The organism is Bacillus sp. FSL K6-3149 (genome assembly GCF_038630515.1).
In the GTDB taxonomy this organism is placed as follows: domain Bacteria; phylum Bacillota; class Bacilli; order Bacillales; family Bacillaceae; genus Bacillus; species Bacillus pumilus.
Genome location: NZ_CP152034.1, coordinates 648,430 through 673,927, shown reverse-complemented (window position 1 = coordinate 673,927; position 25,498 = coordinate 648,430). Strand labels below are relative to the sequence as shown.

General features: G+C 40.8%; 26 protein-coding genes and 1 pseudogene. 18 read left to right on the top strand and 9 right to left on the bottom strand.

Features of this window, described 5'->3' with window-relative positions:
- Nucleotides 1-381: a cytochrome aa3 quinol oxidase subunit IV gene (gene qoxD, locus MHB83_RS03515; protein WP_003215204.1), complete on the top strand. Its 381-nt coding sequence runs from the start codon at nucleotides 1-3 to the stop codon at nucleotides 379-381.
- A gap of 77 nt (nucleotides 382-458) precedes the next feature.
- Here the strand turns inward: qoxD and MHB83_RS03510 are convergent, their stop codons facing one another.
- A complete protein-coding gene (locus MHB83_RS03510) occupies nucleotides 459-725 on the bottom strand; it encodes a spore morphogenesis/germination protein YwcE (RefSeq protein ID WP_003215279.1) in 267 nt (88 codons plus the stop codon).
- Between the two features lie 476 nt (nucleotides 726-1,201).
- Between MHB83_RS03510 and MHB83_RS03505 the strand changes: the two genes are divergently transcribed.
- The 3 genes from MHB83_RS03505 (at nucleotide 1,202) to MHB83_RS03495 (ending at nucleotide 4,331) form a co-directional block, all read left to right on the top strand.
- On the top strand, nucleotides 1,202-2,413 hold the full coding sequence (locus MHB83_RS03505) for an FtsW/RodA/SpoVE family cell cycle protein (RefSeq protein WP_003214578.1): 1,212 nt from the start codon (nucleotides 1,202-1,204) through the stop codon (nucleotides 2,411-2,413).
- A gap of 110 nt (nucleotides 2,414-2,523) precedes the next feature.
- Nucleotides 2,524-3,273, top strand: a complete 750-nt coding sequence (nfsA, locus tag MHB83_RS03500) for an oxygen-insensitive NADPH nitroreductase (RefSeq protein ID WP_226804398.1) — start codon at nucleotides 2,524-2,526, stop codon at nucleotides 3,271-3,273.
- A 56-nt stretch (nucleotides 3,274-3,329) separates the two neighbouring features.
- Nucleotides 3,330-4,331: an LLM class flavin-dependent oxidoreductase gene (locus MHB83_RS03495; RefSeq protein WP_342496639.1), complete on the top strand. Its 1,002-nt coding sequence runs from the start codon at nucleotides 3,330-3,332 to the stop codon at nucleotides 4,329-4,331.
- Between the two features lie 323 nt (nucleotides 4,332-4,654).
- On the opposite strand, the gene MHB83_RS03490 is transcribed toward MHB83_RS03495, so the two are convergent.
- Complete coding sequence (locus MHB83_RS03490) at nucleotides 4,655-7,081, bottom strand: S8 family serine peptidase (RefSeq protein WP_342496638.1); 2,427 nt, start codon at nucleotides 7,079-7,081, stop codon at nucleotides 4,655-4,657.
- A gap of 500 nt (nucleotides 7,082-7,581) precedes the next feature.
- On the opposite strand from MHB83_RS03490, the gene MHB83_RS03485 reads away from it, so the two are divergent.
- The 4 genes from MHB83_RS03485 (at nucleotide 7,582) to MHB83_RS03470 (ending at nucleotide 11,865) form a co-directional block, all read left to right on the top strand.
- A complete protein-coding gene (locus tag MHB83_RS03485) occupies nucleotides 7,582-7,860 on the top strand; it encodes a hypothetical protein (protein ID WP_310026249.1) in 279 nt (92 codons plus the stop codon).
- Nucleotides 7,861-7,912: 52 nt separating this feature from the next.
- A complete protein-coding gene (locus tag MHB83_RS03480) occupies nucleotides 7,913-8,746 on the top strand; it encodes a PRD domain-containing protein (protein ID WP_050944508.1) in 834 nt (277 codons plus the stop codon).
- 253 nt (nucleotides 8,747-8,999) lie between these two features.
- Nucleotides 9,000-10,388: a sucrose-specific PTS transporter subunit IIBC gene (locus MHB83_RS03475; RefSeq protein WP_212045684.1), complete on the top strand. Its 1,389-nt coding sequence runs from the start codon at nucleotides 9,000-9,002 to the stop codon at nucleotides 10,386-10,388.
- A 19-nt stretch (nucleotides 10,389-10,407) separates the two neighbouring features.
- Nucleotides 10,408-11,865: a sucrose-6-phosphate hydrolase gene (locus MHB83_RS03470; protein ID WP_342496637.1), complete on the top strand. Its 1,458-nt coding sequence runs from the start codon at nucleotides 10,408-10,410 to the stop codon at nucleotides 11,863-11,865.
- Between the two features lie 552 nt (nucleotides 11,866-12,417).
- Here MHB83_RS03470 and MHB83_RS03465 read toward each other — a convergent pair.
- A complete protein-coding gene (locus tag MHB83_RS03465; protein ID WP_251190654.1) occupies nucleotides 12,418-12,954 on the bottom strand; it encodes a helix-turn-helix domain-containing protein in 537 nt (178 codons plus the stop codon).
- Between the two features lie 124 nt (nucleotides 12,955-13,078).
- Here MHB83_RS03465 and MHB83_RS03460 point away from each other — a divergent pair, with 124 nt between their 5' ends.
- The 3 genes from MHB83_RS03460 to MHB83_RS03450 all read left to right on the top strand — a co-directional run bounded on the left by MHB83_RS03460 (nucleotide 13,079) and on the right by MHB83_RS03450 (nucleotide 14,452).
- Nucleotides 13,079-13,612, top strand: coding sequence for a dihydrofolate reductase family protein (locus MHB83_RS03460; RefSeq protein ID WP_212045682.1), 534 nt, complete (start codon nucleotides 13,079-13,081; stop codon nucleotides 13,610-13,612).
- Between the two features lie 205 nt (nucleotides 13,613-13,817).
- Nucleotides 13,818-14,102, top strand: a complete 285-nt coding sequence (locus MHB83_RS03455; protein ID WP_249118181.1) for a hypothetical protein — start codon at nucleotides 13,818-13,820, stop codon at nucleotides 14,100-14,102.
- A gap of 131 nt (nucleotides 14,103-14,233) precedes the next feature.
- Entirely contained in the window at nucleotides 14,234-14,452 is a 219-nt protein-coding gene (locus tag MHB83_RS03450) for a hypothetical protein (RefSeq protein ID WP_249118180.1), read from the top strand.
- 691 nt (nucleotides 14,453-15,143) lie between these two features.
- Here the strand turns inward: MHB83_RS03450 and MHB83_RS03445 are convergent.
- The 3 genes and pseudogenes from MHB83_RS03445 to MHB83_RS03435 form a co-directional block, all read right to left on the bottom strand.
- Entirely contained in the window at nucleotides 15,144-15,776 is a 633-nt protein-coding gene (locus MHB83_RS03445) for a type 1 glutamine amidotransferase family protein (RefSeq protein WP_212045681.1), read from the bottom strand.
- Nucleotides 15,777-15,850: 74 nt separating this feature from the next.
- Nucleotides 15,851-16,813 (bottom strand): WYL domain-containing protein, encoded by a 963-nt coding sequence (locus MHB83_RS03440; protein WP_212045680.1) that lies wholly within the window; start codon nucleotides 16,811-16,813, stop codon nucleotides 15,851-15,853.
- A 64-nt stretch (nucleotides 16,814-16,877) separates the two neighbouring features.
- Nucleotides 16,878-16,991, bottom strand: a pseudogene (locus MHB83_RS03435) (helix-turn-helix domain-containing protein); the annotation flags it as partial.
- A gap of 383 nt (nucleotides 16,992-17,374) precedes the next feature.
- Here MHB83_RS03435 and MHB83_RS03430 point away from each other — a divergent pair.
- Together MHB83_RS03430 and MHB83_RS03425 are read left to right on the top strand one after the other, a co-directional pair.
- The gene (locus MHB83_RS03430; RefSeq protein WP_008359596.1) at nucleotides 17,375-17,629 is read left to right on the top strand and encodes a hypothetical protein; all 255 of its coding nucleotides are present in this window, start codon (nucleotides 17,375-17,377) and stop codon (nucleotides 17,627-17,629) included.
- A 154-nt stretch (nucleotides 17,630-17,783) separates the two neighbouring features.
- On the top strand, nucleotides 17,784-18,857 hold the full coding sequence (locus tag MHB83_RS03425) for a chitobiase/beta-hexosaminidase C-terminal domain-containing protein (RefSeq protein WP_342496636.1): 1,074 nt from the start codon (nucleotides 17,784-17,786) through the stop codon (nucleotides 18,855-18,857).
- Between the two features lie 48 nt (nucleotides 18,858-18,905).
- On the opposite strand, the gene MHB83_RS03420 is transcribed toward MHB83_RS03425, so the two are convergent.
- Both MHB83_RS03420 and MHB83_RS03415 read right to left on the bottom strand, forming a co-directional pair.
- Nucleotides 18,906-19,715: a bifunctional hydroxymethylpyrimidine kinase/phosphomethylpyrimidine kinase gene (locus MHB83_RS03420; RefSeq protein ID WP_044140232.1), complete on the bottom strand. Its 810-nt coding sequence runs from the start codon at nucleotides 19,713-19,715 to the stop codon at nucleotides 18,906-18,908.
- Nucleotides 19,716-19,840: 125 nt separating this feature from the next.
- On the bottom strand, nucleotides 19,841-20,146 hold the full coding sequence (locus MHB83_RS03415) for a general stress protein (protein ID WP_342496635.1): 306 nt from the start codon (nucleotides 20,144-20,146) through the stop codon (nucleotides 19,841-19,843).
- A 128-nt stretch (nucleotides 20,147-20,274) separates the two neighbouring features.
- Between MHB83_RS03415 and MHB83_RS03410 the strand changes: the two genes are divergently transcribed.
- Entirely contained in the window at nucleotides 20,275-21,102 is an 828-nt protein-coding gene (locus tag MHB83_RS03410) for a glycosyltransferase family 2 protein (RefSeq protein ID WP_003214726.1), read from the top strand.
- The gene (locus MHB83_RS03405; RefSeq protein ID WP_050944499.1) at nucleotides 21,099-21,779 is read left to right on the top strand and encodes a uracil-DNA glycosylase; all 681 of its coding nucleotides are present in this window, start codon (nucleotides 21,099-21,101) and stop codon (nucleotides 21,777-21,779) included. The genes MHB83_RS03410 and MHB83_RS03405 overlap by 4 nt, the downstream gene beginning before the upstream one ends.
- 33 nt (nucleotides 21,780-21,812) lie before the next feature.
- Here the strand turns inward: MHB83_RS03405 and MHB83_RS03400 are convergent, their stop codons facing one another.
- Nucleotides 21,813-23,171, bottom strand: a complete 1,359-nt coding sequence (locus MHB83_RS03400) for an aldehyde dehydrogenase (protein WP_226804380.1) — start codon at nucleotides 23,169-23,171, stop codon at nucleotides 21,813-21,815.
- A 170-nt stretch (nucleotides 23,172-23,341) separates the two neighbouring features.
- Between MHB83_RS03400 and MHB83_RS03395 the strand changes: the two genes are divergently transcribed.
- The 3 genes from MHB83_RS03395 to MHB83_RS03385 all read left to right on the top strand — a co-directional run bounded on the left by MHB83_RS03395 (nucleotide 23,342) and on the right by MHB83_RS03385 (nucleotide 25,457).
- A complete protein-coding gene (locus tag MHB83_RS03395) occupies nucleotides 23,342-23,674 on the top strand; it encodes a YwdI family protein (RefSeq protein WP_137054229.1) in 333 nt (110 codons plus the stop codon).
- A 33-nt stretch (nucleotides 23,675-23,707) separates the two neighbouring features.
- A complete protein-coding gene (locus MHB83_RS03390) occupies nucleotides 23,708-25,015 on the top strand; it encodes a purine/pyrimidine permease (RefSeq protein ID WP_003214905.1) in 1,308 nt (435 codons plus the stop codon).
- Nucleotides 25,016-25,085: 70 nt separating this feature from the next.
- Nucleotides 25,086-25,457 carry a DUF423 domain-containing protein gene (locus tag MHB83_RS03385; RefSeq protein WP_003215282.1) on the top strand — a complete coding sequence of 124 codons (372 nt, stop codon included), beginning with the start codon at nucleotides 25,086-25,088 and terminating at the stop codon, nucleotides 25,455-25,457.
- The last annotated feature ends 41 nt before the right edge of the window (nucleotides 25,458-25,498 follow it).

The window sequence follows — 25,498 nt, the reverse complement described above, 5'->3', positions numbered from 1 at the left end:
ATGGCTGGAAAAACAAATTCCTCAGCAGAGCACGAACACTTCCCTTGGAAACACGTAGTTGGCTTCATCCTATCCATCGTGCTAACCATCTTAGCATTCTGGATTGCCATTGGAGCTGAAATTGGCAGTTCTGCAAAACTTTGGATTATCTTTGGTTTTGCCTTCATTCAAGCGTTCTTGCAGCTATTCATGTTTATGCACATGACAGAAAGCGAGAACGGAACTGTTCAAGTCGGAAATACATTGTTTGGTCTGTTTTGTGCGATTATCTTCGTTATCGGATCTGTTTGGATCTTTGCGGCTCACTACAGCCACGGAGAGAACAGCAAAGACGGTTATTCACCTTCTGCGCCAAAGCAATCGGAGCATTCAGAGAAATAATAAAAAACCACTCATCTCTCAAAGGTGAGTGGTTTTTATCATGATGTTGATAACGTCTCCAATAAGTGGTGCGTTATTTATCGTGTGCTACTGAATCTTTTGCGAATGAATGGAAGTCCATAAATGAGGAACGCTGCAATATGTGCCAAAATGACGTTAATGGCAAAGAATGCGATCATGAAGGTATGTCCTGCTGGAGATAAACTGCTTGTCATGTAAAGACCGAAGAAAATCCACATAATCATAATGGGTGGAATTGAAGCTAGCGCAATTTTTCTGTTTTCAAGCCATAAAAACAGGGGTGTAGCCGTTGCAATACATAGGTACGCAAAGAACATATCCATCGTATCCAACTCCTTTGTAAGTTGATGTTCAATTCAAATGAGAGGTCAGGATGCAATTGTGTCTGTTTTTAGGAGATATTGTGAACATTTTGTTACAAGTATTATACCACAATTGACTTTGAAGTAAACTCAATAATTGGAAAATGGGCCTTATTCCGTAGAAAGTAGCTTTTTCCTTTTCTCTCCATAAAACTTATGCTGACTTGATAATTGCTTGTCATATCGCCACATAGGTCATTGAATTTTCCCCTTAATATCTGTAAAATAATCTTTTTAAAGGACTCGTGATCGGTTGAATGGAAAGAGTATAGAGGAATTTTTTCCTATTATTAGGATGAAAAGTATTTCATTTTTTGAAAAATGATTGGAACCTTTCGGATGTATCTTCCGTCATATTTAAGGTGAGTTGCTTTTGTGAAAATTTCAATCTAATATAAATAAGGGCTTTTATGTTTTGTAATAAGGGTGGTTAGTTCATGAACAAGCAGAATACATCTCCGTACTATCAAGGGGATTTAATTTTTATATTTTTAGCCTTCTTTGCCATCAGTGTCATTGCGATTTATGCTGCGGGTCAATTTGGGCAGTATGGATCTAATGCATGGACCAGACAGATTATTTATTACATGGTCGGAGTTATATGTATCGTAGCCATAAATTACTTTGATTTGGAGCAATTAGAGAAGCTAAGTCTCTATATTTTTATAGGCGGCATCCTGTTGTTACTCTTTCTGAAAGTCGCTCCTGCACAAATCGGAGGTCATGATTTTGCTCCAATTAAAAATGGTGCAAAAAGCTGGTTTGTGATACCGGGGGTTGGAACACTTCAGCCCTCAGAGTTCATGAAAATTGGTTTGATTATGATGCTCGCATCTGTTATTGGCAAGTCAAGCCCTAGAGGAAAACGGACATTAGAAGATGATATCTTCCTTCTATTAAAAATTGCCGGGGTGGCAGCTGTTCCAGTTGGACTGATTTTCTTACAGGATGCAGGTACGGCAGCTGTCTGTATGTTTATTGTCGTTGTGATGGTGTTTTTATCAGGGGTCAATTGGAAGCTGATTTCTCTCATCGGTTCCGTTGTTGTGCTTTTAGTTGCCGCTGTGTTAGCCGTGATCATCCTTTTCCCTGATGTTGCGAAAACAATTGGTATTCAGCAGTATCAGATTAACCGGATTACCGCTTGGCTACCTGATAGTTCAACGTCAACCAACCAAGCGCAGACTCAGGATGCCTCGGGGTCTGATAAATATCAAGTAGACCAGGCTATCATGGCTATTGGTGCTGGACAGATTTTTGGGAATGGGGTTAAAAACTTAAAGGTCTATGTCCCAGAAGCACAAACAGATATGATTTTCTCCATTATAGGAGAAGCCTTTGGCTTTATCGGCTGTGCGTTTGTTGTGATCATGTTCTTCTTCTTGATCTACCGGCTTGTCGTGCTGATTGACCGTATCCATCCTTATAGCCGATTCGCGTCATTCTTCTGTGTGGGATATACAGCACTTATTGTGATCCATACGTTCCAGAACATTGGGATGAACATAGGCGTGATGCCTGTAACAGGAATTCCGCTCCTATTTATCAGCTTCGGAGGAAGCTCTGTTTTATCTGTTCTCATTGGATTCGGGATTGCTTATAATGCAAGTGTTCAATTAACGAAATACCAAAGTTATTTATTTAAATAAAACGGGTAAGGGCAGTCTAAGCATAGACTGTCTTTTTTCATTCGAGTTTTAATTTTTGAAAAGCCATATGGCTTTGCCTTATGATAGTAGAAGTGAAGGAGGTCTTCGAATTGAACAAAACGATAGAAACGATATTAAATCATCGGTCCATCCGTTCGTTTACAGACGAGCGTTTGTCCGAAGAAGAGGTGCTGACACTTATTAAAAGTGCACAGGCTGCTTCGACATCAAGCTATGTACAGGCGTATAGTATTATTGGGGTGACAGATCAGGAGAAGAAGGCCAAGCTTGCTGAACTGGCTGGGAATCAGCCATACGTTGAGAAGAATGGGCATTTCTTTGTCTTCTGTGCAGACTTGAAACGCCATGATGATATTGCAAAAAAAGCAGGTAAGAATCATCAGGAGGCGCTTGAGAATACAGAAGCCTTTCTCATTAGCGTCATTGATACAGCGCTCGCTGCGCAAAATATGAGTATAGCCGCAGAATCAATGGGACTTGGGATCTGCTATATAGGCGGTCTGCGTAATCAACTGAGAGAAGTCTCTGATTTGCTTGAAACGCCATCATATGTGCTGCCGTTATTTGGTCTGGTTGTCGGACATCCAGCGAATCAATCGTCACAAAAGGAACGACTGCCAGTTGAACTCATTTATCATGAAAATTCATATCAGCAAGATGAAGCGCATGTGGATCGTTATTTAAAAGAATACGATGATCGTATTTCATCATATTATGAAGAACGGACAAACGGAGAGAGAACCGATACTTGGTCTAAGCAGATGCTTCGCGGCTTTAGTCAGCCAAAGCGTGCCTTCCTTGGGGAATTTGTGAAAGAGAAGGGCTTTAATCGAAAATAAATAAGAAATCCCCCTTTCGATTGAGAGAGGGGGATTTCTGTAAGAGGTGCAGTAAGATGAAATTAAGTATACTGGATCAATCTCCTTTGATTGGAGATGCAACACCTGCTGAAGCCTTAAAGCAAACGGTTGAATTGGCAAAGCAGGCAGAGAAGTGGGGCTATCACCGTTTTTGGGTATCAGAGCATCACTTTTCAAACCGGCTTGCAGGATCGAGCCCAGAGGTGCTTCTCGGTCATCTATCAGCCGTTACGTCACATATACGTATTGGCTCAGGCGGTGTGATGCTGCCCCACTACAGTGCCTATAAAGTAGCAGAGAACTTCAGGGTTCTTGAAGCACTCGCTCCTGGCAGAATTGATCTTGGGATTGGACGTGCTCCTGGTGGTATGCCCATTTCCTCCATAGCTCTTCATCATGGTGAACGAAAACGTCTAGGTGATCAATATCCTGAGCAGGTAGAAGAGCTGAAGGTCTATTTACACGACCTAGCAGATGAATTTTATCCACTGCCTCATTTAACCGCTTCTCCGAAGGTAGAGACTGCACCAGAGGTATGGATGCTTGGTTCCTCTGGAGGAAGTGCAAAACTTGCGGCGAAAGCAGGTGCAGGCTATACGTTTGCTCTATTTATCAATGGCGAAGGCGGAGAAGATTCTGTGGAGCAATATATCAACCGGTTCGAACCTTCAGCATTCGGTGATGAGCCGCGCGTTAGTCTGGCGGTCTTCGTTTTATGTGCTGAAACAGAGGAACAGGCAGAAAAACTGGCAGTCAGCTTAGATTTATCCTTACTTGCCAATGAACAGGGGCAAAACCTCGGGGGCTTTCCTTCATATGAAGAGGCACAGACTTATTCCTATAGTCCGTATGAACAAAAACGAGTGGCTGCCAATCGTCAAAGGATGGTGGTTGGGACGCCATCTTCTGTGAAAAAGCAGCTGACGGCACTAACGAAGGCTTATCGTACAAATGAAGTGATCGCCGTGACCATCACTCACCGCATGCAAGACCGGCTCACATCTTATCGTTTATTAAAGGAAGCCTTTGATGCATAACGTATGTATGTCTGTTTACCGTCCACGCAGCCGGTAGATAGGGAAGAGGAGCATCATGATGAAAATAAACGAGGCTGTCACCAGCAAACTAAGCGGGTAAATGAAGGACACATAGACCGTCAGCTCGCATGCTTGATGAAAAGGACGAGGATGGTTCGCATATTAAAGGGTGAAAAAATACACCAAGGTGATCGTTAGAAAAAAAGCAATAAAAAAAGAAACGATCCATAGCAATATCAACATCAATCTCTCTTTCCTCCATATATGATCGAAAAGCCTTGATGAGCGATCCACTCATACAAGGCTTTTCTTGTGATTCACATTTATTCAGGATAAATATCGAAAGGTTCCTTCGTTTGAACCGTGTCGGATTTCCCTTTCAAACTTGCATACGCAAGCATTGTATACTCACCAGATTCGAGCTTTTGACCTTGATTAATTGTGCCATTCCATTTTACGCGGTGTTCTCCTTTATCAACATGTTGATAAACACCTGCTTCACCTAAATATTCTCCATCTGTCGAGTAGACGAGGAATGCAAGGTTTTCAGCTCCGCCAGGCAGATAGCTGCTAATGACATAGCTTCCAGCACGGTTATCCGGCTCTACAGAAACCGAAGTGACGCGAGGATAATCAGGCTCTTTTACAATCAATAAAGTCGGAATTTCTGTGACCTTTCTGCCATTTTCGCGAAGGGTAATGCTACCTTGGTACGTTCCTTTTTTCGTTTTACCGTATTTCACTTGTACCGCGGAAGTAAAGGACCCAGTGGAATTCCCTTTGACAGTGATTTTTTTCGTTCCGTTTGTGCTGATGCCGCTGCCATCGAATTTGTAATCAATGGTATACGTTTTCGGTGCTTTTGAAAGGTTTTCTACCTTGAATTTCTTTGTTTTGATTTGAACGCCTTTTTCTTTCAAGAAAGTGCCGTAAGAATAACTCGCATCAGAAACGATAGATGACGCTTGGAGTGATTCAATGATTCGAACACTGCCTGTCCCTTGTGTGTTGTGAGGGAATGGGCTGCCGTTTGCGTCAAATAGTTTTTCTGCTGTATTCATGAGTAATGCTTTGATTTGTTCTGTTGAGTAAGATGGTTTTGCTTGCTTCATGATCGCTGCAACCCCTGCCACATGCGGTGAAGCCATGCTTGTCCCTTGCTTTGAGCCATATCCATAAGGCTGAGAAGGATCATGCGTTGGGATTGTACTCACAATGCTGACGCCTGGCGCTGATAAATCAGGTTTAATCATCCACGTATCCACAACTGGTCCACGAGAGGAGAAGTCAGCGACTTGCTCACTAAGTTCTTTGACAAATTGAATGGAGAAAGTCGTTGTATTGTTTCCAGCCTCAATGGCTTTGACAAGCGCCGTTCCTTCAGCTTTTGAAAGCTTAATCGTAGGAAGAGCAAGACCTGGTACATCGACTGGAATTTCTCCATCGGTGTTGTTATACATCACAACGCCGATTGCACCAGCAGCTTTTGCATTGTCGACTTTATCAACAAAGGCAATGGCTCCTCGTTCGATCACGGCAACCTTTCCTTTCACATCGATGTCTTCAAATGCTTTTTCGTCACCGATACCTGCATGGACGAGTGTGACTTGTTTTTGGTCAAGTGCTTTTAAATCACTCTCTTGGTAGTAGCCCATCACTTTTGCAGTAGAATAGTTCGGGAATTTCACATTGTAAAGGCTGTACGGAAGCTGAGTTGCTCCGACAGATATTGCATCTCTTGACGTGCCGGGAGATCCGACTGTCCAGCTGTTCGGACCGCTGTTTCCATTTGATGTGACAGCGACAACGCCTTCAGACATGGCCCAATCGAGTGCGATGCTTGTAGCATAATCAGGATTATTCACACTATTTCCGAGAGAGAGGTTCATGACATCTGCTCCATCAGTAACAGCACGGTCGATGCCTGCAAGGACGTTTTCAGTCGTCCCAGAACCGCCTGGTCCAAGTACACGGTACGCAAGAAGTGAGGCATCCTTTGCGACACCTTTAATTTGTCCATTGGCAGCAATTGTTCCTGCGACGTGTGTGCCATGGTCTGTCGATTCACCTCTAGGGTCTCCTTTAGGTGTCTCTTGCGGAGAATAATCATTATCAACAAAATCATAGCCTTTGTATAAACCGAAGTTTCCTTTTAAATCAGGGTGGGTATAGTCTACACCAGTATCAATAACAGCGACTTTTACCCCTTTTCCAGAATAGCCGGCATCCCAAGCTTTTGTTGCACCGATAAATGGAGCGCTTTTATCCATAAGAGGGGAAACATCTTCATTTGGAAGCTGGATGCTTTCTTTTTTCACTTCATCTGTTTGATATGTAACATCCGGATAAACGGCTTTTACTCCGTCAACTGCGAGCAGCTTCGGAATTTCGTTTGCAGGAAGTTTCATCGAGAAACCAGAGAAGACTTTTTCGTATTCTTGACGAACACTCGCTTTATCAATTTCTTTGAGTGCTTCATTTTTTACTTTTGTTCGAGATTTTTTGAGGGAGGCCTTTGTTTGAGCTTTGCCTTCTTGCTTTGCTTCAACTAAGGATTTTTCCTTTAATTCAACAATGACAGTGGTGTGTTTTCTAGAATTGACATTGATTTCACCGAAGATTTCTGCTTTTTCTAGTTCCACCTGTTTGTTTGATGGAGCGGCACTAGCCTGTTGACCTGTAAAGAATGTGGATAAAATAAAAATAGTGGAGAACAATAGAGCAGAAGAACGAGAGATGACCTTTTTCATTAATTTTCCCCTTTCTAGCTGTGTTTTTAGGGAGATAGCCTTTCTTTTTGTGGATAAATAGGAAAGATTCACTGCCCGTTATTAAGTATTCAATACGATGAAAACAATTCCTTTACTAAAATGGTCTTATTTTACATAGTTATAAAGAACTATTTTGTTTATAAAGTCTCACTTATACACAAACTCCTGTTGATAACTCAATTATTTAGATATATATATGGAAAACAAAAAAATCTCATACACAAAATCTAGTAATGGGGTGTTGATATGTGGATAAACCCTGTTGATAAGGTGTGCTTATCTTTTGGATATAGTGTGTATAAAATTTTTATTCAAACATCCTCGTACATGATGATCTTCTGCACTTTTCAACAAAACTTCTGAAAACTAGTTTGTTTTTTCACCCAGATTGTGACAAACCTCTCTTTTTTCTCGGGATATGATAGGAGCAGTTGTTTTGCTAGAACTGCTAGATTCTAAGAAAAGCGGAGGGATGTTCGGTGAGGAAATTCAGAAACTGGTTGAGTGTATGGTTTGGTTTCATGATGAATGTGCTTGTGAATCCTGGTGTGATGATGAAGCAGCAACGTTTTCAGGCGGCTGCGGTGGATGATCGTTTCTTTCAAGTCGTGGACGAGAGAGAGCTAGAGAAGCTGGCAGAAGAAAAGAACAAGAAGCGCAGGTCAGAGAAACCGTTTAAGCAAAGTCTGATGATGCTTGATGAGAAGACGACGAGAGAGGCGCGTGCTGGTCCACTCTTACCTTTACATGGGAGATGAAACAGGGTAAAATCCCACATAAGAAACGTTATCTAGTGGGAGAGGATACCCCTTGAAGATATATAAGATATTGAATAACAATGCGGTGATTGTAAAGGAGGGTGATCAGGAGAAAATTGTGATGGGGCCCGGAATTGCTTTTCAGAAGGGGAAAAATGACGTCATTCCCGTTCAAAAAATAGAGAAAATCTTTGTTGTGCGTGAAGAAAATGAGAAATTCAAACAAATTCTTGCGACATTGCCCGAAGCGCATATTGAGGTGGCAGAGCATATCATCAGTTATGCAGAGGGTGAACTGATGATGCCGCTTAGTGATCATATCCACATATCACTGACTGACCATTTATCCTTTGCCATTGAGCGCATTCAAAAGGGCATTGTGCTATATAATAAATTGCTTGGTGAGATCAAAGTCTTATATAAGCAGGAATATGAAATTGGAAAGTATGCCATTCGTTATGTAAAGGATCGGCTTGGGGTTGAACTGCCGGACGATGAGGCAGGGTATGTGGCACTCCATATTCATACGGCCAAAATGAATACGGAGTCTATGAAAAAAACCGTGAAATATACAACGATGATCAAAGAAATGATCGAGCATATAGAAAGCTATTTTCAGCATTCAATTGATGAGGATAGTATTTCCTATCAGCGACTTGTGACACATTTGAGGTATGCATTAGGCAGGTTGGAATCAAATGAGGCATTTCAAATCATGGACGATGACATGCTGAGTTTTATCCAAACAAAGTATGATTTGGCTTACCAGTGTGCACGTGGACTCGCTGAATTGTTAAAAAATGAATATGAACTTCATCTCCCTGAATCGGAGATCGGCTACATCACGCTGCATGTCCAGCGTCTGCAGGATGCCGAATTGGTTTAGTGGTTGTGCCTGCATGCAGGCTTTTTTTTATGCACACTACTTTAAATAGTGTATATGGGTCAATAGATTCGAAAAAAGAGGTTGACGCACGTGACGCTCTTATACTATGATGAAAGCGTAATCAAAACTTGATATCGCGGGATTGTGACTGTCAGGCAGGCAAGACCTAAAATTTGCGTAACGAGGGGACGTGTATGTCCTTTTATCGTTAGTGAATTTTAGGTCTTTTTTGTTTTAAAAAGGAGGAGACAACATGGATTATCAAAAAACAGCCAAAGAATTAACAGAACTATTAGGCGGCAAGAAAAATGTCATCAGTGCCACGCATTGTGCAACAAGACTCAGATTGGTGATGAAAGATGAGGAACTGATTGACAAAGATGCCATTGAGGAACTTGAAGGGGTAAAGGGGGCTTTCTCAAGCTCGGGGCAATTCCAAATCATTTTTGGAACGGGAGCGGTCAACAAAGTATATGAACCATTTGCTCGTGAGACCGGCCTTGAGACAGACGACGAGAAAGAAAAACCTGTCAGCCATGATGAAGCAGTGAAACAAAAAATGAATCCACTTGCACGTTTTGCAAAGACGTTGTCAAATATTTTTGTACCGATCATTCCAGCCATTGTTGCAAGCGGTTTATTAATGGGGCTTTTAGGCATGATGAAAGCCTTCAAATGGGCTGACCCAAGCTCCGCGATCTTCCAAATGCTTGATATGTTCTCAAGTGCAGCCTTTATCATTTTACCGATTTTAATTGGTGTCAGTGCAGCGAAAGAGTTTGGTGGAAATCCGTATTTAGGAGCCGTTATTGGGGGGATTATGATTCACCCGAACCTGCTCAACCCGTGGGGACTGACGGATGCGAAACCAGAGTATATGCATTTATTCAATTTTGATATTGCTCTTCTTGGTTACCAAGGAACAGTCATTCCAGTGTTATTGACTGTGTACATCATGTGCCTTGTTGAAAAGTATTTAAGAAAAGTGGTTCCGAACAGTATTGATTTACTTGTGACCCCATTTGTGACGGTGATTGTGACTGGATTTGTGACGTTTATTGCTGTTGGACCGCTTGGAAGAATGCTCGGTACAGGAATTTCGAATGCACTGACATTTATTTATGATCACGCAGGGTTCTTAGCAGGACTTATTTTCGGAGGAGCCTACTCTCTCATTGTGCTCACAGGGGTTCATCATAGCTTCCATGCGATTGAAGCAGGACTGCTGAATGATATTGGGCGGAACTATTTGCTGCCAATTTGGGCGATGTCCAACGTAGCGCAAGGCGGGGCAGGCTTGGCAGTCTTTTTCTTAGCGAAACGCGCGAAAACAAAAGAAATTGCACTTCCTGCAGCCTTCTCAGCTTTCCTAGGGATTACCGAGCCTGTTATATTCGGTGTCAACCTCCGCTATCGTAAACCGTTTATTGCCGCGATGATCGGAGGCGCATTAGGCGGGGCATTTGTTGTCTTCACAAAGGTAGCCGCCAACGCCTATGGTTTAACGGGGATTCCGATGATTGCAATTGCAGCGCCATTCGGTGTGCAAAATGTGGTGAATTATGTGATTGGTATGTTAATCGCTGTTGCTGTTTCATTTACTCTCACCATCATCTTTAAAGTAAAAGAAGTCGAAAAATAATCAAGGAGTGGTCACAGTCATGACAACAACTGACGCAGTACTTCGTCAAAAGGTAGCAGAACGTATTCGAAACTACGAGCATTTGGTGAAAAAAGATGTGTACCGCCAGCATTTTCATTTAATGCCGCCAGTAGGTCTTTTAAATGACCCGAATGGGTTGATTCAGTGGAAAGGCGTTTACCACGTTTTTTATCAGTGGCAGCCATTCGAAACGGGTCACGGCGCAAAATTTTGGGGCCATTACACATCGACAGATCTAGTAAATTGGCAGCACGAGGAAGCCGCCCTTGCGCCAAGTGATTGGTTTGATCAAAACGGCTGTTATTCTGGCAGTGCAGTCATTGACGATGGACATATGTATGTGATGTACACTGGCAACGTTCGCGATGAACAAGGGAACCGCGAGACGTATCAATGTTTAGCTGTTTCAGAGGATGGCATTCATTTTCAGAAAAAAGGAGTCGTGGCGACGCTGCCAGATGGATTCACCGCCCATTTTCGTGATCCGAAAGTATGGAAGCGAAATGGCCAGTGGTACATGGTTCTAGGTGCACAAAGCCTGAACCTGAAAGGGAATCTCGTCTTGTTTACCTCTGATACTTTAGATAATTGGACGTTTCAAGGCATCATTGCAGGCAGTGGGAAAAATGGATTAGAGGATTTCGGCTATATGTGGGAATGTCCAGATCTATTTGAATTAGATGGCCGGGATGTATTGATTGTGTCGCCGCAGGGGCTCAAGCCGGATGGCTTAAAATATCATAATACACATCAATCAGGCTATTTTGTTGGGAGATTGGATGACCATACTTATCAATATACGCACGGAGCATTTGAGGAGCTGGACCGAGGCTTTGACTTCTATGCGCAGCAAACCTTTCTAGACGAATCAGGCAGACGCCTTCTAATCGGATGGATGGGAGTGCCTGATCAAGGAGAAGAGCATCACCCAACGATTTCGTATCAATGGATACACTGCCTCACCATTCCGAGAGAGCTGCGTTTAGATGATGACGGACATCTGATTCAAAAGCCAGTCACTGAGCTTCAGGCGATGAGAACCAACGAACAAGAGCATATTTTCCATATCAAACGCTCCGTTCAATCGATTCCTGTAGATGATATTACGAGCACAGAGTTATTCATTGATCAAATTGATACACAAAAAGGGTTTGAATGCTGTATTCGAGCGGCAGCCCGTATCATTTATGATAAAGATGAGGGCAAACTGACACTAGAGCGAGATCGATTTGAAGATCGATCAAAAGAAGTTCGAGAAGTAGCAATAGAGGAATTACACGATCTTCACATCTTTATCGATGCATCGTCGATTGAGATTTTTGTAAACGGAGGCCGGGAAGTATTGACTGCTCGTTACTTTCCTTCCCCGGGAAATAAATCAATCTCGATCAGTGGTAGAAATGAAACAAATCTTAAACTAAAAACATGGCATTTACAAAGAGAAGCAGGTCGTTGATCTGCTCAACAAGTAGGGAAACGTCTACGTCTTCTACAACGATGATCAGTATGATGTGAAATTGAATTTTCCAGTTGATAAGTACCAAGAAACAGCGCAATGCTATAAATAAGGGAACTCTTCAGCCGCCTTCACGATTGATAGAAAAGGTGCCGATCAAGGATAAGGAATGTCAAACAAGAAAAAAGAGATGAATCATGAGTTTGTATAGGTAGAAATCTACCTGTATGAAATATCACTACTAAAGCTAAAGAAGAGCGAAAAAGAAGCAGGAAGGGATAGCCTGCTTCTTTTTGTTTTGAGAAGAGACAAAGTAATTATTAAGAATCTCAATCTATAGGCAACATTTGAATCAATTTGAACCACGATAGATGATAGTTGAATACAATTGTTCTTAGTTTGGACTAAGTATCCCCGAACTGTCCCCTAAAAAAGACTGATAACACATATCAGTCTTTTTTTCGCTTTTTATTATGATTTCTTTTTCAACTAAACATCTTTTGGTTTCCGAAAACACATTTTGATTCTTTCAGGTCTAAAATGTTACGTATTTTACTGAAATAAATCTTTTAAGATTAACTTGTGATATAAGGAATCTAGTTCTTTGGGCGTTAATCTCTTAGTTAGTGATTTATTCCAGTTGTCTAAAAAATTGATATTAGACAGAATATATTTACTAAGAAAAGAAGGTTCAAAACTAGTAGGGAGCATTTCTTCGAAATAATACTCCATTTCTATTACAAGTAATTTTGATAGATATTCAGTTAAAAAAAGGTTGAACGGTTCATCATTTACATGATTACTGATCAGCTTTCTTGCTTTAGAAAATTTATAAAAAGCGTCAGCTGTTTGAAAAGGTTGATGTATTCTATCATGAATATTAATTTCAGTAAATTTGCTCCATAAAATGGAAGCTCCAAATTCTAATAGATTGTATTTATCATGAAAAAGTCTATAGAAAGTTGAACGATGAATCCCTGATTGTTCGCATATTGTATTTATAGGAATTTTAGAAAATGTCCATTCTTCATTTGTAAGGAGTGAATAAAATTGTTCCCATATATATTTCTTTTGATTAACTGCTTTCATCATAATCTCCCAAGAGTCATAATTAAAAAAGTTCTATTTTGAGACAAAATCTATTTTTGTATCTTTTTCTTCTTCACTTAACAGTATAATATAAAATTATGCTTAATAAAAGGAGGAGAATAAAATGACGAGAAAAGTAATACTTTACATTGCTACAAGTATTGATGGATATATCGCAGATTCTGCTGGAGGAATTGAATGGTTATCATTAGATGAAACTTCGGGATTAGAAAAAGATGAAACCTATAATAAATTTTACAAGGAGATAGATACTGTTATCATGGGAAGAACAACTTATGATCAAGTAGTAAATGAACTATCTCCAAACTTTTATCCATACGAGAATAAAGTTAATTACGTGTTAACTAATAGAGATGGTGACGATAGAGCGAACGTAAATTTCTCAAGTGAGAATGTAGTTGATCTTGTAGAGAGAGCGAAAAATGAAAATGGAAAAGCTATCTGGATTGTTGGCGGAAATAGTGTAATAATGCCGTTAGTTGAAAAGAATTTGATTGATGAATATCGTATTGCTACAGTTCCTGTTATACTTGGGAAAGGAATTCCATTATTTAATACATTTAATAAATCAATTTTTTTAAAACTGAAAGAGTCATATAGTATTAATAGTATTTGTTATCACACATTTACAAAGTAGAGAAAACTTAGCAGATGATTCAAGTAAAGGAACGCTGATTGAACTGTCTGGTTTGGCGAAAAACTAAATTCAGAAATTAAACTAAACCATACAAAAAGAATCCGTGTCGGTGGCGAAGCCAAACCGATGCGGATTCCTTTTTTAGTATGTGTTAACCCCATGTTCTAACAGGGGGCTAACAAGTAACAGGAAACTGTCTCAACTATTGACAGATCAACGTTCTTATTGTCACATTCCAGTAGGAAATGGTCAACATAAGAAATTGACAAAATCATTTGATAAAAAAAGTGAAGCAAAGCGTTGGGCTTTAGAAAATGAATTAGAAAAAGGAAATGGGAAACAATTAGCTGAGCGTTCTACCACTTTTGCTGTGTACTTTGAAAATTGGATTTATATTATCAAAAAAAATGATGTCAAAGAAACTACTTTTCAAATTACCAACGTACTTCGTCAAGTATTGTTAAACGACTTTTTGGTGACATTCAGTTAAAAGATTTGAATGACATCGTAGTTCAACGTAAAATCGACGAGTATGCTAAAACACATTCCCGTAAGACAGCACATGAAGTTCTCTTAAAAATCAAAACGGCTCTACGTGATGCGTATGCTAGAGGTTACCTAGTGAGTGATTTTGCTAGTTTGGTAAAAACTCGTGATGAGGAATTACCTAAGCGTAATAAAGCCCTATCAATTACCGATTTTAAAACATTACGCAGATACATTCTAGAAAATACCGATGACGAGTTTAATGTGTTGGTATTGCTTGCTTTAGAAACTGGATTGCGGCGTTGTGAACTTTTAGGTATTCGGCCAGAAGATGTATATGAGTACGGCATATAGGTTAGACGTTCCATATGTCCAACTTCTGATGACACTTCTTTAAAAATTAAAAATTCTAAACGTGATGTGCCCATCAATAAAGAAGTCTATCAAATACTCAAAAAACTCCCCATTAAAGCAGGTGGCTTTTATTTTGATTCTGACGGATTCCATCAATCAGCTAAATTACTCAAAAAGTTAGATATTCTCAAAACGACGTTTCATGGATTACGTGATACCCATGCATCATTTCTATTCTCTCAAGATAGCGATATTGCCTATGTATCAAAACGCTAAAGTCATATCAATATTCAGACAACGCAGAACTATTATCTTGAATTGATGCCAGAAAAAAGCACCAGCAAGATGCTGATGCTTTAAACCTTTTAAATTTTTTGTCAAATTGATATTTTGAACCAACTTGAACCAAAAAACTCTTGTAAACGTTGATACAACAAGGAGTTGATTAACGTTTTGCGCAGTGAGTAAACCTCTATTTTCCTGAAAAGCGCAGAGGAAGTGCTTGTACATGACCAATGAAAGAAATACAATTACAGCGTTCCATTGTTGGGCTGCTAAGACCCCTTTATCAAGGAACGATCTCCTCTAATTTCAATAGAGTGAATAGCTTGTTAAAGTAGGATGTTAGAGCATGTGATGTTTCATTCTTTTTATTTGAATTAACATAAACCTGCTAAGTTGATTTTTTAGCTCAGCTATTTATTGAATTCATTAACTTGAAGAAGTATTCAGGTTGATGAGTCTTATTTAGGTTATACCATGAATGTAATGTATCTGGTGCAAATACATCTAATTTTTTCAATACTTCCATCGCAAATTCCAGAGGGGCTATTCCTGAGGCAGTAACTAAATTCGCATCAGATATTGCAGATCCCGCCTCATAGAACTTTTCCCCTTTATAGTTAGGACATACCATTTTAGTGTATTCTAAATTATTACTTGTATGCTTTCTAGTATCTAAGTATCCCATGTTCGCAAGAGCCTCAGTGGCACCACAAATTGCAGCAACAATAGTGTCATTCTTTAAAGCCTTGCCAACTAATTCTAAGGTGGGTTGATGAATTTCTTCATTCCAAGTAGTCCCTCCTGGTAAAATTAAAAGATCTTTACTCTCAAGAATACATTCATCGAGGGAAATATCTGGTTTTATGCTCAGTCCTCCCATAGTAGTAATCATTTCTTTATTAGCTCCTACTGTCATTACTTTTAAAGGTGCTAAACCTTTTTTGAAATATCTTCCTGAGTTTAGTTCAGCAATTAAATATCCATATTCCCAGTCCGACATTGTGTTAAATACATATAGAAATACTTTTTTTGTTTGCATCCAATAACACTCCAATCACAAGTGATATAGCTATTATAAAATAACTTCCCTGACAGTTAACGTCAGGGAAGTTATCATACTTGGTGAAATTTTATTAATTCCGACAGAACTTCAATAAGTCTTTTTTTAAGACTTATTGGCTCAATAACTTTAATAGATTTATTGTACGGTAAAAGTAAATAAGGTACATATGTATGTATCATGTCTTTTTCAAGAAGAAAAACTGCTTGATTTGAAGTCCGTTCTTGTAAATAATGTCCTAAAAACCAATGTTGGCAAATATCAGCCAATACACTTTTATCCCCATTAATAACCAATGAAATAATTTCTTCCTTATCTTCTATAGTTGGAAGGAGGTTTTTTATAAAAAAGTCACGTGCTGAAAAATTTTCTGGTCTGTTAAAATGATTTTCAGTTAGCATAAGACTTTCAATTCGATCTACTCTAAAACTGCGGATATCATTTCTTAGATGACAAAATCCAATCACATACCACTTATTATTCCAATAGATAATTCTGTACGGATCAATCAATCTATAATTTAATTGCTTTTCTCCAATTTTCTGGTAAAGAATTTTTACTGAATGCCTGTGCGCTAAGGCCTGCTCCAACTCTTTCAAAGAAGATTCCATAGAGAAAGAACTTACTCGACTTATTACTTCAAGACTAGTTACATGTTGGTTTATCTTTGATTCCTGCTCTTGATTTGAGTATTTACTTAGTTTTGAAATGGCCCTATTTAAGGCTTCACCTCCGTAATATCCGGCTTCTTCTGCAAAAACAGCAGCGTGAAATAGTGAAGTTTGTTCCTCAGAATCAAAAAAAAGAGGAGCCTCAATGAAATTGTTCATTAAAGTGTATCCACCGTTATGTCCTGGTTCTGAAATTATAGGTACGCCACTTGTTGAAATTGTATCAATATAACGATACACAGTCCTTATATTAATTTCTAACTTTTCTGAAATTTGTTTCGCAGTAATTTTCTCACCTGAATGAAGCATCCATAGAATTGCTAACATATTGTCAATTTTAGGCATGTGATTTCACCTCTATATGAAATTTATTTTCTGTTATACATTTCTGATTTTTTAGTATAACTCATCAACTGTTCCTTTCCGATAGCTTTCTATACAATGATGCCCTAGACATTGTGATTTCACAAATTTGATTTACAGTGTGATCTCACTCTTTATAAAGCTTTACTGCTTAATCCATTCTTACATCATATTTCTCCTTAGGATGGGAGCATATCACTAGGAGAATACCTAATTCTAAAAAATGGTTGCGTTCGATTCTCTAAGACCATTAAACCTTTCTTAACGTTGTTAAAACTGTGGAGTTAATTATACTTTTTCTTATAGTTGATTGTAGAAAAACATGGGTGTCTCTACAATCTGAGCTGATCATTGATCTGCTTTTTCTAGTTAAATCAACCTGTATCTTATAGCCTATAACGTGTATATACAAGGTTGGCTGGAAGCGGTTTGATGACGTTTTACATATAGGATATCAAGTGGCATTATGGTATCATTTTAAAATATATACAGCTGAGGCTGACGTTTATCCAAATGCGGTAGGACAAAAAAGGGGTTGTTTATTTGAATTCAAAACAGCAGCCGACGACTAGAAAACGCTTGGAGACAATGGCAGATCATGTTGAAGATAAACGTGAAGAATATAAAGAATTGCTCATTCAAGTCCAATCTATTCTCGGTGAACCTTCTCTAGAGCAGGAAGAATTAAAAGAGAAGCTGTCAGATACGTATAAACAAATGAAAGAATATGCCTTATTTGTTGAATCCATTGAAGCCTTTATTCGAAAAATGGCGAAAGAATCTGATCAGCAAAAGTAGGTATTCATTTATGGATAAAAGAGTGTACTTGCGTGCGAGTGCACTCTTTTATTTCGGTCAGATGATTCAGAAATTAAAATGAAAGCGTTGACATTTCTATTGTCATGATAAATAATAAATAAAAATTCATCTGAGCATGTACAGGAGGAACGATATGAACCATACAACCAAGAAATGCCTGATCACCTTTATCATTGTCCTATTTTCTATGAGTTTTCTTTTTCCTTCCGTTTCTTCTGCCCGAAATCATACGTCGTATTTTGCATCAACTGCTTCAGTCCCATCTGGTCAATATTATCGTTCACAAGAGGTAGCTCTGCATTCTCACGTTCAAAAAGCTTCTCTTTATTACACAACAGATGGCAGCCAGCCGACAACCCAAAGTCAGTTATACAAAAAGCCCATTCATATAGAAACTGATACGACTTTAAAAGTAAGCGCTTACAAGAGAAACCACCGCCTTTCCACGTCTACGTACAATTATCGCTTTGTCACACGAGAGGACATTGCATCATCTTTTTTATCTTTCGAATACCAAGGAATGCCTTATCGGCTGTATATTCCAAAAAACCGTAAGAGGGGTAAAGCCTATCCTCTAGTCCTGTTCTTACATGGAGGCGGGGAGAGGGGAACAGACAATCAAAAGCAGTTACTTGCGAATGATGGTGCAGTTTTATGGGCTTCCCCTGAACTCCAAAAGAAACATCCTTCGTACGTACTAGCACCTCAGGCGCGAAATGCTGTCGATGGAGGATTTGCATTAACAAGAAATTTGCAAAATGAAATCGATCTGACAAACGTGTTTCAATTTTCACCAGATTTACACAAAGCTTATGATGTCCTTCAGCATGTGTTAACTTCTTATCAGATTGATCAGAAAAGAATTTATGCGACGGGTTTATCACAAGGTGGATTTGGGACGTACCAGTTGAACATCACATATCCTCGTTTGTTTGCAGCGATGATTCCTATTGCGGGGGGTGCAGATCCAAGCAAGGCAGGAATTTTAGCGCACAAGCCGATATGGGCATTTCATGCAGAAGATGATTCCATTATCCCTATCAGCTATGCGAGAAATACAATTCAAGCTATTCAAAAAGCTGGTGGCCAGCCGCTTTATACGGAGTACGCAAGCAAGTATGGATATGACCATGCATCATGGACGCCTGCTTATGAGACACCAGGCTTAACAGATTGGCTGTTTGCACAGAGACGCAGCTTTCGATAAACAAAACCCGATTCACCTTCTAACAAGGCGAATCGGGTTTTTTCTGTTTTATTTGTCAAAACGATGAGCAGAATGCTTTGTTGGTCCGATGTATTCATTTAGCTGGAAAGAGCCTTTGATGGCAGCTGTGATGAATTCTTTTGCTGCATAAATGGCTTCTTTCACGTCTGAGCCGTTTGCCAGTTCAGCTGTGACTGCTGCTGAGAATGTGCAGCCTGCACCGTGTGTGTATTCTGTGTCGATCTTCTCTGTTTCAAGTCGTTCGAAGGTTTGTCCATCATAAAGCAAATCGATCGCTTTATCTGGGCTTAGCTTACCGCCTCCAGTGATGACCACATACTTGGCACCAAGTTCGTGAATGCGTTTTGCTGCTTCTTCCATTTGTTCGATCGTTTTGATCTCGCCGATTCCGCTTAATTGACCTGCTTCGAAAAGGTTAGGCGTGATGACTGTTGCCAGTGGCGTAAGCTTTTCGCGCAGTGCTTCCGCGTGCTCTGGATAAAGGACTTCGTTCGCACCCTTACAAACCATAACAGGATCAATGACGACATTTTTTAGGTCGTATGTTTTGATGGTGTCAGCCGCAAGTTCGATCACGTCGACTGTTGGGAGCATACCCGTTTTCAGCGCATCTACCCCAATACCTTCTACAATGGTAGAGAGCTGCGCACGAATCGTCGCCGTATCAATTGGAAACACCTGATGATCCCAATGGTTATGAGGGTCCATTGCAACGACAACGGTTAAAGCTGTCATCCCGTAGACGTTTTTTTCTTGAAACGTTTTTAAATCTGCTTGGATACCTGCACCGCCGCTTGAATCCGAGCCTGCGATGGTGAGTGCTTTATTCATAGACATAGTTGCTGAACCTCCAATGTGATGTGTAACAGTTACTGTTCTATCCTTATTATAATCAGCTTTTCCATTTATCACAATGAAACGACATAAAAAAGCGTTCTACCCTAGGAAGAACGCCTTACCCCTTACCTTTTAAAAATCACTAATTTCCCCTTTTTCAGTTCGTCTAAAAGAGTTAAAGCCAATTCCTGATCGGCGCCAACTGACATCATTTTGGCCATGAGCTCGTCATCCCGAGTGCGGATGACATTGGCAATTTGATCTAAAATCCCTTGATCGACCGCTGTCATGCTTTTGGCATTCGTATGCTCTGTGACGGTATCAGAGCGTTCTGGATCGTATGCAAAAACAAAAATATCATCCTTTGCTGAGCGTATTTGTTCAATGGTCTGCTTCGCTTCTTTGCTATTTTCTACTATGAAATATTCCATCGTGATCACTCCTTTCCATCGAAAATTCCCATTTTCCCGTCACATCAAACCGCCTTTTATATCATGAGAAGAACGTCATTTTATGTTTTAATGGAAAAAGACGAATCTATTAAAGGAGTTAGCTGAATATGAAGATTTCCTTATTAATTGTGACACATAACCGGCTCAGCGCACTGTGTGAGCTGCTTGAATCTATTACGAGACAAACCGTACAGCCTTTTGAAATTGTGGTTGTGAATGATGCAGGAGAGCGCGTCGAGATCATTCAGGAACTCTACCCCGAACTTCCGATCCGCTTGATCCATTTAGATGAGAACGTCCAGCATGTGAATGCTAGAAACGTGGGGGTGCGGGAGCTGACTGGCGATGTGATCATGCTGAGTGACGACGATGATTACTTTACACCTTGTCATATTGAACGTATGAGTAAGGCGCTGGAGGACGCCGATTTTGTCTTTTCTGATGCAGAAATTGTGTCATTTGAAGAAAAAGGCGCGACCCGCTTCCCGGTGTCAAGACGTTTGTTTGCGTATACAGCTGCTATTGAGGATATGCGTGTCTTTTCTACATATGTTCCTTCCGGCAGTATGTATAAACGCTGTATACACGATGAGATTGGCTATTTTGATCCAGCGATGCATCATTATTGGGACTGGGACTTCTTTTTGCGTGTATCACAGCATGCCCGGATCAAACGAGTGCCAGCTGCCAGCGTGATCTATGCGTTTTTTGACGGCGGAGGGAATCAGTCTAGTGATCTTGGTGAGACAAGGAAGAACTACTTAGATGATCTAAGTGAAAAGCATGGGCTGGGTGACCTTCCGACAGCGAACTTTGCTGTCTTATTAGAAGAACCAGCAATGAAAAAACGAGAATCAGAGAGTGAGATTGTGTGGGATGGAAAACCGATGATCTCCAGACTAACGCAGCAGACACAAGGAGGAGAACCCCAATGAAGCCATTTTTAAATGATAGCTGGTGGGCTGTGATGAAAAGTGAATTTGAACAGCCATATTATCAAGAATTACGTGAATGGATGAAGGAAGAATATCGCACGCAGACCGTTTTTCCGAAACCAGATGACGTTTATCGTGCCCTTCATTTGACGTCATATGAAGAGGTCAAAGTGGTGATTTTGGGACAAGACCCTTATCATGGTCCAGGTCAGGCACATGGATTAAGCTTTTCTGTTCAGCCTGGTGTGAAGCATCCGCCATCATTGAGAAATATTTTTCAGGAGCTAAAGGATGATCTTGGCTGTCCTGTTCCAAATCACGGCTCACTTGTGAGCTGGGCAGAGCAAGGTGTGCTGCTCTTAAACACTGTGCTAACCGTGAGAAAGGGCGAGGCGAACTCGCATAAAGGCAAGGGCTGGGAACGTGTGACAGACCGCGTGATTGATGTGCTGAATGAACGTGATCAGCCCGTCGTTTTTGTGCTGTGGGGAAGACATGCTCAAAATAAGAAAGAACGCATTGATCAAAACAAGCATTACATCATTGAGTCACCTCATCCAAGTCCTTTTTCTGCAAGAAACGGCTTTTTTGGCAGTCGTCCGTTTTCAAAGGTAAACGCGTATTTAAAGCAAATGGGGATTGAAGAAATCAACTGGTGTATCCAAGATATTGAGTAAAAAGAGGACGAGGGGAGAGACCCTTCGTCCTGTTTATTTTAAAAATTTACGAACCAAGTCGAGTCCGTTTTTCGCATTTGGATAACGGAAGGAAAAATCGAAGCGATTGGTTTGGCGCAGGACGCTTTTTTCATGCGTAAACGTAAAGAAGCTTTCTTTCCCGTGATATCGTCCCATGCCGCTTTCACCCACGCCTCCGAATGGCAGGTAAGGAGTAGCGACATGCATGAGCGTGTCATTGATACATCCTCCGCCAAATGAGAGATGGTCTAGAATATAGGCTTCTGTTTCTTTACTTGTTGTAAATAAGTAAAGCGCAAGCGGCTTCGGTCTTGTTTTGATCATATGAGCTGCCTCGTGCAGAGAATCGAAGGTCATGACAGGCAGAATCGGTCCGAAAATTTCCTCCTGCATGACAGGATCTTCCCATGTGATGTGGTCTAATATGGTTGGTGCAATTTTGAGCTCGTCTTCGTTGCGCTGTCCACCTGTAACGATCGTTCCATTTGAGAGAAATTGTGAGAGCCTGTCAAAATGACGCTGGCTGACATTTTTCCCAAAGTGCGGATGTGTTTCCGGTTGTTCGCCATAAAAGTCACGGATACAGGCTGTCATTTCCCGCAAAAGATCGTCTTTAATGGATTCATGAACAAGCAAATAGTCTGGTGCAATACACGTTTGGCCAGCATTGGTAAATTTGCCGAACGTGATTCGCTTTGCCGCTAATTTGATATCTGCATCAGGCGTGACGATGCAAGGGCTTTTTCCGCCAAGCTCAAGTGTGACAGGGGTCAAATGCTTTGCGGCGGCTTCCATGACGACTTTGCCAACTGCCACACTTCCTGTAAAGAAGATATAATCAAAGGGCAATTTCAACAGCTCAGTACTCACATCTACACCGCCTTCTACGACAGCTGCATGGTCTTCTTGAAATACAGGTTCGACCATTGCACTGATTACTTCTGAAACTTGCGGCGTCAGCTCAGACGGTTTTAAAATAACGGCATTACCCGCAGCAATGGCACCAACTAATGGAGAAAGGGCCAATTGGAAAGGATAGTTCCAAGGGGCAATGATGAGCACACTGCCATAAGGTTCCTTCATAATCATGCTTTTCGACCCGATATGAGTGAGAGGCGTTCGCACGCGTGTTGGCTTTGCCCATTTGTGGAGGTGCTTGATGGTATGATTGATTTCCTCATACACCATCCCGATCTCTGTTGTGTAGGCCTCCTGTTCGGATTTATGTAAATCATGGGCCAAGGCTTGTAAAATATCCTTCTCATGCTGTTTGATGGCTGCTTTTAAGTCTTTAAGAAGACGGATGCGTTCTTCCACCGGCGGCTTTTGAAAGACTTTTTGTTTCTGAAAAAGAGTAGTGAGTTTGTCCATTATTCAATCCTTTCATAAACGATGTTGTTTCCTTTATTATGTGTGAAGGGCTATGTCGGGTCAAATAAGAGAGGCGGGAGCAGACTGCTTTGAAAAAATGAACCCATTTCGTTTGTTCATTTGGTAAAATAATGTTGAAAAGAGACTTTTTTAGATTGGAGGGTCTACCCTTGAATATTCATATATCAAGCCTGCTTCAAAAAATGGAGGAAGCGGTTCAAAAGGCGAAACAAAGTGAAAATGATGAAGAGGTGAAACGCCAAGTGGCGGCGATTTCTTCACTATGTGATGTCATTCTCGATGCACCATCACAGGTGCAAATGCCGCAAACGCCGGTTATCTCGCCACCTTCTTCGATACAGACACCGCCCGCGCCGCCCGTATCCTCAGATCAAGCCATGCTTGAGAAACTGATGGGTGCGAGTGGTGCGAAGAAATTTCAGCATCAAGAAGAGGGGCAAAAAGAGAAGGATGGGAACGGCGACTCTATCTTTGATTTTTAATGGTCTTGTCACGACAAAGGGAAGGTGATCGGTTTGAAACTATTTTTGGGCGCCATTCAGTGGATGGCATTTTTTATCGCAGCTTCTATTGCTGTACCAATTGCGATTGCACAAGCATTTGAATTGAACCAAGTGCAGTCAGCGGAGCTGATTCAAAGTACTTTCTTTTCACTTGGTCTTGTGGCGATGGTGCAATGTTTATGCGGCCATATGCTGCCGATCAATGAAAGTCCAGCGGGGCTTTGGTGGGGTGTGTATACCCTTTATGCAGGTATGACAGGAACCATCTTTGCGACGTATCCTGAAACTCTGCAAGCACTACAAGGGGCTTTAATTTTTAGTGCCGCTTTCTTTTTTATTTTTAGTTTATTTAAAATCATTAATTGGCTCGCGTCTTTATTTACGCCAGTCGTCACAGGCATTTACTTGCTATTATTAGTTGTCCAGTTAAGTCAGCCGATCATGAAAGGGCTGATGGGCATCGGCTATCGGGGAAATCAGGTGGATGGGCTTGTCTTTTGCTTATCAATCTTCATTATTATCCTGACCTTCATGATCAGCCGCTCAAAATGGCATTACTTAAGACAGTTTTCTGTGTTGTTTGCCCTTGCAGGAGGCTGGTTGTTATTCGCTCTACTCGGGTTGGCAAAGCCGGTTCGAATTCCAGAAAAAATCATCGAGTTTCCGAAGCTTTTCCCATTCGGCATGCCAGTCTTTGACAGTGGATTGCTTGTCACGTCCTTTTTCATTACGATATTACTCATTGTGAACATGCTGGCAAGTATTCGAATTGTGGAAAGTTCAGTGAAGGCATTTGGTGAACTGCGTGAGCGGAAGAGAGCTCGTCCGGCTGGTTTTGTCGCAGCATTTGGTCACTTACTGAGCGGATTGATCGGAGCGATTGCGCCTGTACCTATTTCCGGGGCAGCAGGATTTATCCAGACAACGAAAATTCCATCGAGAAAGCCATTTTTCATAGGAAGTCTGCTCATTGTACTCATTAGTTTATTCCCGCTGCTCATGAGCTTTTTCTCCGCATTGCCATCACCTGTGGGGCTTGCTGTAAACTTTGTGGTGTTCTCCTCGATGATTGGAATTGCGATGTCTGAGTTTGATCAGTATGAGAAAGAAGAAATTCCGCGGATTCGCTTTGTCCTAGGGATTGCCGTTTTAGCAGGTGTAGGGGCGATGTTTGTACCGCAGGAAGCCTTGAAAGGCATGCATCCTGTGCTCATTTCATTATTAAGCAATGGACTTGTTCTAGGTACACTCATTGCGATCGCGGTCGATCAAGTTCTGTTACGAAAGAAAAAGAAATCCGACAATCTCGTGTCAACGTAAAGGGAAAGTTGAATATCGTCTGTCACCCGCGCTATGATAAATATAATTGACGAGATAAGGAGAATGACGAATGAAACTATTTTTCATTTTAGGTGCGATTAATGCGATGCTAGCTGTTGGACTCGGAGCCTTCGGCGCGCACGGTCTTGAAGGGAAAATCCCGGAAAAGTATATAGAGATTTGGAACAAAGGGGTTCAATATCAGATGTTCCATGCGATTGGACTATTTATTGTCGCCTTTCTTGCAGATAAGCTGTCAGGTGTTTCTCTAGTCCCAACCGCTGGCTGGGTGATGCTTGCAGGTATCCTTTTCTTCTCAGGAAGCCTTTATGTCCTAGCATTGACTCAGGTGAAGATTCTAGGTGCCATTACCCCAATTGGCGGAGTGGCGTTTATTGCTTCTTGGATCATGCTTGTCATTGCAGCAGCAAAAAATTTATAAGCTAAAAAACCGATGCTCTGAGAGGGGCATCGGTTTTTTTC